Origin of the sequence: uncultured Sphaerotilus sp. (assembly GCF_963924895.1) — a bacterium.
In the GTDB taxonomy this organism is placed as follows: Bacteria; Pseudomonadota; Gammaproteobacteria; order Burkholderiales; family Burkholderiaceae_C; genus Sphaerotilus.
Window position 1 is genome coordinate 60,706 of the sequence record NZ_CAWURG010000021.1, and the last position, 11,660, is coordinate 72,365.

The 11,660-nt window shown below is 67.4% G+C and carries 16 protein-coding genes; 12 read left to right on the plus strand and 4 right to left on the minus strand.

What is annotated here, in order from left to right; all coding sequences use genetic code 11:
- Positions 1–7: 7 nt before the first annotated feature.
- Genes AABN02_RS08975 through folK form a run of 3 tightly spaced genes read left to right on the plus strand, consistent with a single transcriptional unit; the run spans position 8 to position 2,794 of the window.
- Positions 8–691, plus strand: a complete 684-nt coding sequence (locus AABN02_RS08975) for an HAD family hydrolase (protein WP_338414586.1) — start codon at positions 8–10, stop codon at positions 689–691.
- A complete protein-coding gene (pcnB, locus tag AABN02_RS08980; protein ID WP_338414587.1) occupies positions 688–2,286 on the plus strand; it encodes a polynucleotide adenylyltransferase PcnB in 1,599 nt (532 codons plus the stop codon). Before AABN02_RS08975 ends, pcnB begins: the two co-directional genes overlap by 4 nt.
- A complete protein-coding gene (gene folK, locus AABN02_RS08985) occupies positions 2,267–2,794 on the plus strand; it encodes a 2-amino-4-hydroxy-6-hydroxymethyldihydropteridine diphosphokinase (protein WP_338414588.1) in 528 nt (175 codons plus the stop codon). The genes pcnB and folK overlap by 20 nt, the downstream gene beginning before the upstream one ends.
- A gap of 92 nt (positions 2,795–2,886) precedes the next feature.
- Here the strand turns inward: folK and AABN02_RS08990 are convergent, their stop codons facing one another.
- Both AABN02_RS08990 and AABN02_RS08995 read right to left on the minus strand, forming a co-directional pair.
- Positions 2,887–3,342, minus strand: coding sequence for a hypothetical protein (locus AABN02_RS08990; RefSeq protein ID WP_338414589.1), 456 nt, complete (start codon positions 3,340–3,342; stop codon positions 2,887–2,889).
- Positions 3,339–3,890: an N-acetyltransferase family protein gene (locus AABN02_RS08995; protein ID WP_338414590.1), complete on the minus strand. Its 552-nt coding sequence runs from the start codon at positions 3,888–3,890 to the stop codon at positions 3,339–3,341. The genes AABN02_RS08990 and AABN02_RS08995 overlap by 4 nt, the downstream gene beginning before the upstream one ends.
- 233 nt (positions 3,891–4,123) lie before the next feature.
- On the opposite strand from AABN02_RS08995, the gene rpsP reads away from it, so the two are divergent.
- The 6 genes from rpsP (at position 4,124) to AABN02_RS09025 (ending at position 8,111) form a co-directional block, all read left to right on the plus strand.
- On the plus strand, positions 4,124–4,396 hold the full coding sequence (gene rpsP / locus AABN02_RS09000; RefSeq protein ID WP_322587076.1) for a 30S ribosomal protein S16: 273 nt from the start codon (positions 4,124–4,126) through the stop codon (positions 4,394–4,396).
- Between the two features lie 35 nt (positions 4,397–4,431).
- Positions 4,432–5,025 (plus strand): ribosome maturation factor RimM, encoded by a 594-nt coding sequence (gene rimM / locus AABN02_RS09005; protein ID WP_338414591.1) that lies wholly within the window; start codon positions 4,432–4,434, stop codon positions 5,023–5,025.
- Positions 5,026–5,065: 40 nt separating this feature from the next.
- Positions 5,066–5,815: a tRNA (guanosine(37)-N1)-methyltransferase TrmD gene (trmD, locus tag AABN02_RS09010; protein WP_338414592.1), complete on the plus strand. Its 750-nt coding sequence runs from the start codon at positions 5,066–5,068 to the stop codon at positions 5,813–5,815.
- Positions 5,816–5,900: 85 nt separating this feature from the next.
- Positions 5,901–6,254, plus strand: a complete 354-nt coding sequence (gene rplS, locus AABN02_RS09015; RefSeq protein WP_338414593.1) for a 50S ribosomal protein L19 — start codon at positions 5,901–5,903, stop codon at positions 6,252–6,254.
- A gap of 100 nt (positions 6,255–6,354) precedes the next feature.
- Entirely contained in the window at positions 6,355–7,059 is a 705-nt protein-coding gene (locus tag AABN02_RS09020) for a CoA pyrophosphatase (RefSeq protein WP_338414594.1), read from the plus strand.
- Between the two features lie 59 nt (positions 7,060–7,118).
- Positions 7,119–8,111: a CobD/CbiB family protein gene (locus AABN02_RS09025; RefSeq protein ID WP_338414595.1), complete on the plus strand. Its 993-nt coding sequence runs from the start codon at positions 7,119–7,121 to the stop codon at positions 8,109–8,111.
- Positions 8,112–8,124: 13 nt separating this feature from the next.
- On the opposite strand, the gene AABN02_RS09030 is transcribed toward AABN02_RS09025, so the two are convergent.
- On the minus strand, positions 8,125–8,748 hold the full coding sequence (locus tag AABN02_RS09030) for a LysE/ArgO family amino acid transporter (protein ID WP_338414596.1): 624 nt from the start codon (positions 8,746–8,748) through the stop codon (positions 8,125–8,127).
- Between the two features lie 75 nt (positions 8,749–8,823).
- On the opposite strand from AABN02_RS09030, the gene AABN02_RS09035 reads away from it, so the two are divergent.
- Positions 8,824–9,729, plus strand: a complete 906-nt coding sequence (locus AABN02_RS09035) for a LysR family transcriptional regulator ArgP (protein ID WP_338414597.1) — start codon at positions 8,824–8,826, stop codon at positions 9,727–9,729.
- Here AABN02_RS09035 and AABN02_RS09040 read toward each other — a convergent pair.
- Positions 9,715–10,662 carry a LysR family transcriptional regulator gene (locus AABN02_RS09040; RefSeq protein ID WP_338414598.1) on the minus strand — a complete coding sequence of 316 codons (948 nt, stop codon included), beginning with the start codon at positions 10,660–10,662 and terminating at the stop codon, positions 9,715–9,717. The genes AABN02_RS09035 and AABN02_RS09040 overlap by 15 nt on opposite strands.
- Before the next feature lie 90 nt (positions 10,663–10,752).
- Between AABN02_RS09040 and AABN02_RS09045 the strand changes: the two genes are divergently transcribed.
- The gene (locus tag AABN02_RS09045; protein ID WP_338414600.1) at positions 10,753–11,364 is read left to right on the plus strand and encodes a LysE family transporter; all 612 of its coding nucleotides are present in this window, start codon (positions 10,753–10,755) and stop codon (positions 11,362–11,364) included.
- Positions 11,365–11,372: 8 nt separating this feature from the next.
- Positions 11,373–11,537, plus strand: a complete 165-nt coding sequence (locus tag AABN02_RS09050) for a hypothetical protein (protein ID WP_338414599.1) — start codon at positions 11,373–11,375, stop codon at positions 11,535–11,537.
- Positions 11,538–11,660: the final 123 nt, after the last annotated feature.

Genomic DNA, 11,660 nt, shown 5'->3' on the forward strand with positions numbered 1-11,660 from the left:
GAAACCGATGTCCCAGAACGACCGCCACCTCTGCCTGTTCGACCTCGACGGCACGCTGATCCCCATCGACTCCGACCACGCCTTTGGCGAGTTCATGGTGGAGATCGGCTGGGCCGACGGCGACACCTTCCGTGCCCGCAACGACGCCTTCTACGCCGACTACCAGGCCGGCACGCTCGACCTGCCGGCCTACATCGCCTTCACCACCGCCGCCTGGCGCGACCGCCCGCTGCCTGAATCCGCTGCCGCGCACGCCCGCTTCATGCAGGAGGTGCTGCGCCCGAACGTGCACGCGCAGGCGCTGGAGCTGGTGCGCCAGCACCAGCAGCGGGGCGATCTCGTGGCCATCGTCACGGCGACCAACGAGTTTGTCACCACGCCGATCGCGGCCGAGTTCGGCGTCGAGCACCTGCTCGCAGTCCAGCTCGACCGCGAACCCGACGGCCGCTGGGCGGGTACCATCCGCGGCACGCCCACCTTCCGCGAAGGCAAGGTCGGCCGGGTCCACGACTGGCTTGCCAGCCTGGGCCACCGCCTGAGCGACTTCTCCGGCATCAGCGTCTACAGCGACTCGCCCAACGACCTGCCGCTGCTGGAATTGGCCACCGAACCGGTGGCGACCAACCCGAGTCCCGCGCTCGAGGCCACTGCCCGCGAACGCGGCTGGCGCATCCTGCGGCTCTTCCCATGATCAAGAAATTCATCGACAAGCTGCTGGGCAAATCTGCCGGCAAGACCCCCACCGGCCCGCAGACGCCCGCCGCCGAACCCGAGGCTGCCGTGCCGGTCGGACCGGTGATCGGCGTGCGGGTGGAGGTGCCCGTGTCCGAGCACGGCATCAACCCGGCCCTGCTCGACGACCGCGCCGTGAAGGTGGTCACCACGCTGCAGGACGCGGGCTACGAGGCCTACGTCGTCGGCGGCGCCGTGCGCGACCTGCTGCTCGGCCACCGCCCCAAGGACTTCGACGTCGCCACCAGCGCGACGCCGGAGCAGGTGAAGGCGCTGTTCCGCCGCGCCTTCATCATCGGCCGGCGCTTCCGCATCGTCCACGTCGTGCATGGCCGCGGCCGCGAGCACGAGGTGATCGAGGTCTCCACCTTCCGCGCCTACCTCGACGCGAGCGCCGCAGAGCAGGTGGCGGGCAACGAGAAGACCTCCAAGTCCGAACTCGCCGGCAAGAGCCATGTGGTGGACGCCAGCGGCCGCGTGCTGCGGGACAATGTCTGGGGCCCGCAGGACGAGGACGCCGCGCGCCGTGACTTCACCGTCAACGCGCTCTACTACGACCCGCGCCGCCAGATCGTCGTCGACTACCACCACGGCCTGGCCGACGCCAAGAAGCGCCTGCTGCGCATGATCGGCGACCCGGTGACGCGCTACCGCGAAGACCCGGTGCGCATCATCCGCGTCGTGCGTTTCGCGGCCAAGCTGGGCTTCGAGATCGAGCCCGGCACGCGCAAGCCGATCCGCGCCTGCGCCGAGCTGCTGGCCAACGTGCCGGCGAGCCGCCTGTTCGACGAGATGATCAAGCTGCTGCAGACGGGCCACTCGCTCGCCAGCCTGGAAGAGCTGCGCAAGCAGGGCCTGCACAAGGGCATCTTCCCGATCCTCGACGCCGTGCTCGACGATGCGCACCAGCATGACGGCCGCGAGCAGTTCATCCAGCGCGCGCTGGCGGATACCGACCGCCGCGTCGGCGAGGGCAAGCCGGTGGCGCCGAGCTTCATGCTGGCCTGCATGCTGTGGCACGACGTGCTGCGCCGGACCGAGCAGCTGCGCCTCAAGGGCGAGGGCCCGGTCGCCGCGATGCAGACGGCCACCGACGCCGTGTTCGATGCCCGCATCGGCGACATCTCCGGCCGCGGCAAGTTGGCCGCCGACATGCGCGAAATCTGGCTGATGCAGCCGCGCTTCGAGCGCCGCACGCCCTCGTCGGCGCTGTCGCTGGTAGAGCAGGCGCGCTTCCGGGCCGGGTTCGACTTCCTGCGCCTGCGTGCCGATGCCGGGGAAGCCGATGCCGATCTGGCCCGCTGGTGGGAGGAGTTCTCCACCGCGAACGAGGCCGGGCGCGAAGACCTGCTGACCGAGGCCCGCGTGCAGGACCAGGCCCGTCGCGCTGCCGGCGGTGCGGCCGCTGCCCGTGCGCCGAGCGTCGAGGGCGAGGCTGCGCCGGCCGGTGCACCCGCTCCGGCCGCCCGCAAGCGCCGTCGCCGCCGCAAGCCGGCCGGTGAGCGTTCAGCCGCCGCGTCCGCGTCGGAACCGGATGACGCTGCCTCGTCCTGACGACGTCCCGGCGCTGCTGGCCTGCATCGGCCTGGGCGCCAACCTGGGCGACGCCGCCGCGGCGCTGGACGCCGCCTGTGCTGCGCTGGCCGCGTTGCCGCAGACCACCTGGGTGGCAGCGTCTGGCCGCTGGCGCAGCCGCCCGGTCGAGTCCAGCGGGCCGGACTATCTCAACGCCGTCGCCTGTGTGCGCACCTGCCTGTCGCCCGAGGCGCTGCTGGACGCCCTGCAGGCCATCGAGCACGCCCACGGCCGCGAGCGCCCCTATCCGAACGCGCCGCGCACGCTCGACCTGGACCTGCTGCTCCACGGCGACCTGCAGCGCCACACCGCGCGCCTCACGCTGCCGCATCCCCGCATGACCGAGCGGGCCTTCGTGCTGCTGCCGCTGCTGCAACTGTGCGCGGCGCTGCCCGGGCAAATCGTGCTGCCCGCTGGCATGGATGCGTCCGACTGGCCGGCCCGCGCGCAGCGCCTCGCGGCAGAGCAGGGCATCGCGCCGGCCTGAACCCACTCTGGTTCCATCGGGTTTCTGCGCGGCGTGAAGTCCTGGCGCCCGGGCCTTCCTGCCCTGACCTGTCCGGATGCCGCGGGCTGGCCTCAGCGGCTGATCTGGTGGGCGGCTTCGACCTGGGATTCGAAGTAGCGCTGGAGCGTGAAGGTGATCGACGAGAGCAGCATCGTCGCGCCCAGCAGCAAGGCGGCCACCACGCCGAGCACCGCCCCCCAGCCAGCGGCCGGCGAGCCCTGTCCGGCCGGTGCGCCGGGGTTGTGGCGGGCATCCCAGCGCTCGTCGCTGGTCAGGCCGCAGAGGATGGCGGCGAGCATTCCCGCGGTGATGGACAGCCCGCCCAGCGGCAGCAGCCACGGCGCGGCGCTGTCGTCCAGGCCGAAGGCGGCCATGCGCTGAACGCCGGCCATGCCGAGCAGCGTGAGCGGCACGTGCACCCAGCCCCACACATCGCGCAGGCCGTGCAGGTAGAACCGGTGCAGCCCGAAGCCGCCTCCCACCACGGCGAGCCAGGTGGCCAGCGTCTTCGATTTCACGGCGCTCATGTCGAGGCTCCAGGCGGGGTTGTTGACGGGCCGATATTGTCGCCTGCACCCAGCGTGCGTTGCATCATCACCACATCGAGCCAGCGATCGAATTTCCAGCCGACCGAGCGCATCACGCCGAGCGCCTCGAAACCGCAGGCCCGGTGCACGCCGACCGAGCCAAGGTTGTCCGAGTCGCCGATCACCGCGAGCAGCTGCCGTGCGCCCAGCGCGGTGCACTGCGCGATCAGCTCGGCCAGCAGCAGCCGGCCCAGTCCCAGGCGGTGGGCGCGCGGCGACAGATAGATCGAATCCTCCAGTGCGAAGCGCCAGGCGGGGCGCGCGCGGAAGTGGTTGGCGTAGGCATAGCCGAGCACCTCGGGGCCATGGCCGAGGTCGTGTTCGACGACGAGCCAGGGCAGGCCCTTGCCGAGCACATCGGCGCGGCGACGGGTCATCTCGGCGAGGTCCGGCGCATCGATCTCGAAGGTGCCGGTGCCGTGATCGACGTTCGCGGCATAGATGGCGGTGATGGCCGGCAGGTCAGCTTCCTTGCTGGGGCGAATCATGGGAGCGTTCATGGAAGTCCGGGAGAGTTTATAATCTTGGGTTTTCCGACGACGGCTGACCGGCTCCATGCCACGCAGCGCGATCTAACGGGGTCGGAAAGAATGTGGTTGTCGCGTGAAGCCCGCATGAAGTTGCGGTCTGCGCACGACATTGTCTGATCTGCTGGCCTGAGTGTCTCCTGGTCGCGTGGGTCTCTGGTTTTGCCTTCTATACCTTTGATCAAGGAAACATCATGGTCGTGATTCGTCTTTCCCGTGGCGGCGCCAAGAAGCGCCCGTTCTACAACCTGGTCGTGGCCCACAGCCAGAACCGCCGTGACGGCCGCTTCATCGAGCGCGTCGGCTTCTACAACCCGGTGGCTTCCGGCCAAGCTGAAGCCCTGCGCGTCGCCTTCGACCGCGTGGACTACTGGACCAGCGTCGGTGCACAACTGTCGCCCACCGTCGAGCGTCTGATCAAGCAAGCCAAGTCCACGGTCGCTGCGCCCGTCGCCGCCGCTGCCTGATTGCCCTTGCCCTGACTGCCCCGAGCGCCCCCACCATGACCGTGACCACCACCGATGACGCCGTGGCCTGGCCCGAAGACGCCATCGAGGTCGCGCGGGTGGCCGATGCCTGGGGCATCAAGGGCTGGCTGCGGATCCAGCCCTACGCGGCGGATCCGCAGGTCGTGCTCAAGGCACGGCACTGGTTCCTGCAGCCGCCTGCCGGCAAGCCGCGCGCCAAGGAGGCGCCTGCGCTGCCCAAGGTGCTGAACGTCACGCTGGTCAAGGAGCACAGCGACGGCGTGATCGCCTCCGTGCGCGAAGTCGCCGACCGCAATGGCGCCGAAGCGCTGCGCGGCGCCCGCATCTTCGTGTCGCGTTCGATCTTCCCGAAGACGGACGACGGCGAGTACTACTGGATCGACCTGATCGGCCTGAACGTCGTCAACCGTGACGGTGCAGCGCTGGGCACGGTCGCCGAGATGATGGACACCGGCGCCCACAGCGTGATGCGCCTGACCGCCGAGAGCGTCGACGAGGCCGGCACGCCCCGCACCGTCGAGCGCCTGATCCCCTTCGTCGCCGCCTACATCGACGATGTCAGCCTGACCGAGCGGCGCATCGTGGCCGACTGGGGCCTGGACTACTGACCCCGCGGCGCCAGCCGCATCGGCTGCACCGACATCCGCTGTGCGCTTCGACATCGTCACCCTGTTTCCCGAGCTGTTCGACCCCTTCCTGAAGGTCGGCGTGACCCGCCGCGCCTACACGACCGGGCAGGTCGACGTGCGCCTGTGGCCGCTGCGCGACCACGCCGACAACACCTACCGCCGCGTCGATGACCGTGCCTATGGCGGCGGTCCCGGCATGGTGATGCTGGTCGAGCCGCTGGAACGTGCGCTCGCGGTGATTCGCCAGGACCGCGCCGAGGTGGCGACCGCTGCCCCGGTCATCCTCTTCAGTCCTGCCGGCACCACGCTGACCCAGTCGCGGGTGCAGGCGCTGGCGGCCAGTCCGGGGGCGATCCTGGTCTGCGGCCGCTACGAAGGGCTGGACCAGCGCTTCATCGACCGCCATGTGGACGAGGAACTCAGCCTGGGCGACTTCGTGCTGTCGGGCGGCGAACTGCCGGCGCTGACGCTGCTGGACGCCGTGACGCGCCTGCAGCCGGGTGTTCTGAACGCCGCGGCCTCGCACGAGCAGGACAGTTTTTCCGACGGCCTGCTCGACTGCCCCCACTACAGCCGCCCCGAGACGCTGGGCGACGACGCCGTGCCGCCCGTGCTGCTGTCGGGCCACCACGCGCACATCGCCACCTGGCGCCGCGAGCGTCAACTGGAACTCACGGCACGCCGCCGGCCGGACCTGATCACCGCGGCCCGCCAGGCGGGCCGCCTCAGCCGGGCCGACGAGCTGTACCTGTCGAAAATCCGGCTATAATCTTGGGTTTTGATCCTCTGCCTGAAGGCAGTCGGGTGCTCGGCATGAGCCCCCGCCCTTGCAAGCACGATCGCCTGGAGCTCCCATGAACCTCATCCAAGAACTCGAGCAAGAAGAAATCGCTCGACTCAACAAGATCATTCCCGTCTTCGCCCCCGGCGACACGGTGATCGTCAGCGTCAACGTCGTCGAAGGCACCCGCAAGCGCATGCAGGCCTACGAAGGTGTCGTGATCGCCCGCCGCAACCGGGGCCTGAACAGCAACTTCATCGTGCGCAAGATCTCCAGCGGCGAAGGCGTGGAGCGCACGTTCCAGCTGTACAGCCCGCTGATCGCCAAGATCGAAGTCAAGCGCCGCGGTGACGTCCGCCGCGCCAAGCTGTACTACCTGCGCCAGCGCAGCGGCAAGTCGGCACGCATCAAGGAAAAGCTGGCCTGATCGCTGGCTCACCCGCCGACCCAGGCATCCTGCACGCAGGACGCCTCGGCAACAAGGCCGCCTCCGGGCGGCTTTGTCGTTTTCGGCCTATGCTGAAAACATGTCTCGACGTCCCACCCTGATCCGCGATCCACGTGCCGTGCCGGTGGCCGGCGCCGACCTCCACCTGCCCGCCCTGGCGGGCGAGCGCCTCACCCCCGCCCGGCTCAAGGCACGCTTTGCGTCACCGCCCGTCTGGCAGCCGGAATTCCGCGGCGATGGTGGTGGCCCGCTGTCGGACCGTGCGCCCGCCGCTGCGGCCGTGCTGGTGGCGCTGGTGGTGCACGAGGACGGGCTGCGCGTGCTGCTGACCCGCCGCACCGACCACTTGCGCGACCACGCCGGGCAGATCAGTTTTCCCGGTGGGCGTGTGGATCCTGGCGAAGTCGATCCAGTCGTGACCGCGCTGCGCGAGGCGCGCGAGGAAATCGGGCTCGATGACCGGCACATCGAAGTCATCGGCGCGCTGCCGGCGTACACCACCGTCACGTCCTATGTCGTGACCCCGGTGGTGGCGCTGGTGCACCGGCCGTTCGAGCTGCAGATCGACGGTGGCGAGGTCGCCGAGGCGTTCGAGGTACCGCTGGAGTTCCTGATGACACCCGCGCACCACCAGATCCACCTCTTCGACACGCCGACCGAGCGCCGGCAGTTCCTGTCGATGCCCTGGCGCGGCCCGTCGGCGGAAGGCGACGAGCGCGAGTACTTCATCTGGGGTGCCACGGCGGCGATGCTGCGCAACCTCTACCGCTTTCTGTCGGCCTGATTGTTCATGCGGGTCAAGGCCCATGCCGTGTCGTTGTTCACACCGTTATCATTGATGGCATGAGTTTCCTCGCCGTCCTGCTGGCCTTGATTGTTGAACAACTGCGGCCGCTGCCGCAGGGCAACCCCGTCCACGAAGCCCTGATCGACTGGGCCCGCTGGACCGCACGCAACTTCGACGCCGGGCGTGAACACCACGCCTGGGTGGTCTGGGCGGTCACGGTCTTCACGCCAGCGCTGCTGGCGTGGGGCGTGTTCGCGCTGCTGCACCACCAGAGCCTGATCCTGGCGCTCGGCTTCAACCTGCTGATCCTCTACCTGACGCTGGGCTTCCGCCAGTTCAGCCACTACTTCACCGACATCCGCGACGCGCTGGAGCAGGGCGACGAGGACCGCGCCCGCAGCGTGCTGCAGGAGTGGCGCCACCTCGACGCCAGCGAACTGCCCCGCACCGAGCTGCTGCGCCACGTCATCGAACACGCACTGCTGGCAGCGCACCGGCATGTGTTCGGCGTCTTCTTCTGGTTCGTGCTGGGCTCGGCGCTCGGTCTGGGGCCGGTGGGCGCGGTGGTCTACCGCATGTCGGATTTCTGCGCCCGCTACTGGGCCTTCAAGATCCGCGCCGAAACGGCCCCCGTCAACGGCGCGCTGATGCTGCGTTCGCAGGCGGCGTTCTCGGTGCTTGACCATGTCCCCGCGCGACTGACGGCCGCGGGTTTCGCGGTGGTTGGCAACTTCGAGGAAGCGGTGGACTGCTGGCGGCAGTGCGCGGGGCTGTGGAAGCAGTCGAACGACGGCATCCTGCTGTCCGCGGCCGCCGGTGCCTGCGGTGTGTCGCTGGGCGGGGCCGAGGCGCCGTCCCTGGCGGCGCGGGCCGCCGGCAACTTTGCCGTGGCGCTGCCCGGCGAAGAAGTGGTCGACGGGCAGGGAAGCACCCCGGGCGCGCCGCCGACGCTGGCGCACCTGCGCTCGGTGGTCGGACTGGTGTGGCGCTCGATGGTGCTGTGGATGATGCTGCTGGCGCTGCTGTCGCTGGCGAACCGGCTGGGGTGATCCGCTCCGGGCCTCAACCCTTCAGGGTCTGCAGCGTCAGGCTGCCCGCCAGCGCGATCATCATCATCGCCACGCCAGCATCGAACACACGCCAGGTGTGCGGCCTGCGGAACAGCGGCGCCAGCCGCCCGGCGGCCCACGCCAGCACCGTGAACCACAACAGGCTCGACGTCATCGCGCCGGCCGCAAACGTCCAGCGCCCCTCGTCCCCCTGCGCATTGGCCAGCGAGCCCAGCAGCACGGTCGTGTCGAGCCAGGCGTGGGGGTTGAGCCAGCTGAAGGCCGCCGCCTGCAGCAGCGCCGATCGCAGCGACAGCGCCGGGCCACCGTGCCCGTTCAGACCCTCTCCCGTGGGCTGCCACGCCCGCCGCGCCGCCCGCAAGCCGTAGACCGACAGGAACAGGATGCCCGCGACCGTCATGAGTGGAATGGCCAGCGGGAAGACCACGGACGCCGCGCCAATGCCTGCCGTGCCGAGCGCGATCAGCGCCGCGTCCGACACCGCGCACACGGTGACCACCGCCGCCACATGCTCGCGCCGCACGCCCTGGCGCAGGATGAAGGCGTTCTGTGCGCCGATGGCCATGATCAGACCGGCGCTGGCAGCCATGCCGAGGAAGTAGGTGCTGGTGTTCATGGGGGTCAGCGTAGGGCTGCGAGCGGGCGTAGTACAGCTAAACTTCTTAACCATGATTAAGTTGAGCTTCACTCGATGATCGACCTTGTCGCGCTGCGCGCCCTGTCCACCGTGCTGCGCCTGGGCAGCTTCGAGCGCGCCGCGCGCGAACTGCACGTGACGCCGTCCGCCGTGTCGCAGCGGGTCAAGGCGCTGGAAGAGCGGCTGGGCTGCGTGCTGCTGGTCCGCTCGGCGCCGGTCACGCCCACACCCGAAGGCGCGCGCCTGTACCGCCACTACCTGCAGATCGAGATGCTCGAAGCCGACCTGCAGAACGACCTGCAGCCGCTGGCCGAGGCCGGTGCGCCTGGCGCCCGGCCGCGCAGCATCCCCGTGGCCGTCAACGCCGACAGCCTGGCGACCTGGTTCATCCCGGCGATGGCCGATTTCCACAGCCGCACCGGCGACACGCTGGCGCTGCAGGTCGATGACCAGGACCACACCCGCGAATGGCTGAAGAACGGCACGGTGTTCGGCGCCGTGACGGCCGCGGCCGAGCCGGTGGGTGGCTGCCGGGTCGATGCGCTCGGGTCGATGCGCTACATCGCGGCGGTGAGTCCGGCCTATGCGCAGCGGCACTTTGCCGGCGTGACCCTGGCCGAGGGCTTCCGGCACGCGCCGATGCTGGTCTACAACCAGAAGGACCAGATGCAGCACCGCTTCCTGTCGGAGGTGATTGGCGAGGACTGCACGCCGCCGCAGTGGTGGGTGCCCTCGGCGCAGGGCTTTCTCGATGCAACCATCGCCGGACTCGGCTGGGGCCTGCACCCGATCGCGCTGGCGGCGGCAGCGTTGGCGGAGGGGACGCTGGTGGATCTCTGCCCCGGCCACAGCGTCTCGGTCACGCTGTACTGGCAGAGCTGGCGGCTCGATTCGGCCAGCGTGCGCACGCTGCGGGACTGCGTCTGGCGGGCGGCGTCGGCGGTGCTAGAGCCGTCCTGACGGGCTTTCCACGCCATGCCTGGAGTGCCCCATCTCGTACCTGAGCCAGTCCAGGAACAGCATTCGCCGCGTGTCGTTCCTGAATGGGGTTGGGGACAGCAAGACGTACTCGGACCCATCCGGCAGGAAGCCGAACGGCGCGACCAGACGCGCATCGCGCAGATCCTCTTCCACCATGTAAGCCGACCCGATCGCCATGCCCAGGCCTGCACCTGCAGCCTGCAAGCTCAGATAGAAATGTTCGAAATACTCTGATCCAGCCGCCTCCGGGCTGTGCCCACCCACGTCAAACCACCGCTGCCATGCGCTCGGCCGTGTGCGCGAGTGCAGCAACTTTGGTTTGCGAGACGTCGGCAGGTCGGACGCCATGGCCAGCGCCACACCGGGGGTGCAGACTGGTCCCGTCAGCTCAGGCGCCACGGATTCGGCATGGCAGTGCGTGCCCCAGTTGAAATCGTTGCGTCGCAAGGCGAGGTCCACCCGGTCGCGTGTGAAGTCCACGGGTCCACCCGCCGTCAACAGATGGATCTGGTGCTGCGGGAACCGTTCACGGAACGCCGGCAGCCGGGGAATCAGCCACCGCATGGCGATGGTCGGCTCGCATGACAAGACCAGTGGCAATTCCACGGTGGGCGCCTTCACCTGCCGCAAGGCCTCCGCCAGCCGCTCCATGGCTTCGGTACACGCTTCCAGCAGGATCTTGCCCCGAGGCGTCAGGAAGACGGCCCGGTTGCGCCGATCGAAGAGATCCACTCCCAGCGACTCTTCCAGCTGCTTGATCTGGCGGCTGACCGCCCCGTGCGTCACATGCAACTCGTCCGCCGCCCGCCCGAAGCTCTCGTGACGGGCAGCGGCTTCGAACACGCGCAGGCTGTTCATGGGCGGGATGCGGCTGTCGAAAGGTGATTTTTTCTCAATCATGTCCGTGAGCATAAATCGATTTTCGAGCTGCCCATGGAGATAAATAATATCCCCATGGGCCAAGCCTCGCTGGACTCAATTCTGACAATATTCATCTATACCATGATCGAACTTGCAGCCGTAGCGACCATCACCATTTTGGCCGTCATCAGCCCAGGCGCAGATTTTGCGATGGTCACACGCAACAGTCTTCTGTATGGGAGATCGGCCGGGCTGCTGGCTTCGCTGGGAATTGCACTCGGCGTTCAGTTGCATGTGCTGTACACCATGCTGGGCGTCGGCCTTATTCTTCAGGAATCCCCTGGACTGTTTTCGACCATCAAATTGATTGGTGCTGTCTATCTGGTTTACGTGGGCTACAAGACATTTTTTACCCCGCAACCCTCGACCAGCAGCGCAGCACCATTGAAAGAGCTTGATGCAATCGACGCATTGCGCACAGGTTTTTTCACCAACGCCCTCAACCCCAAGACCACCCTTTTTGTGGTCAGTGTCTATACGCAGATCGTTCAACCTGAAACGTCGATTGCCGTGCAAGTGGGCTATGGATTATTCATGTCACTGGCGCATTGGGTATGGTTCAGCCTTGTGACCGTGTTTTTTTCGGAAGAGCATTTGCGTTCAAAGATGCTGCGGCACCAGCTCGTATTGAATCGCATGATAGGTATCATTTTGGCGAGTCTTGGTTTCTGGCTTGCATTTTCACCCAGATGAGTTTTCGCATGCAAAATATCGCTTGCATTGACATGGAAGGGGTGCTGATCCCCGAACTGTGGCCTCAAATCGCTGAAGCCACTGGCATTTCAGATCTGGCGATCACGACCAGAGAAGAGCCGGACTACGCCCGTCTTGTGAATCGCCGCATTGAACTAAGCAATTTCAAATAAGTTAAATACTTAAAATTCAAACTTATATTTTTTGCCAAATCCATCGAGAATTTCAGCGACATCCTGTTCAAGAACCACTTTATCCCGACGCTTTGCTTTCATCCAAGTGTATTTCATCTTGTG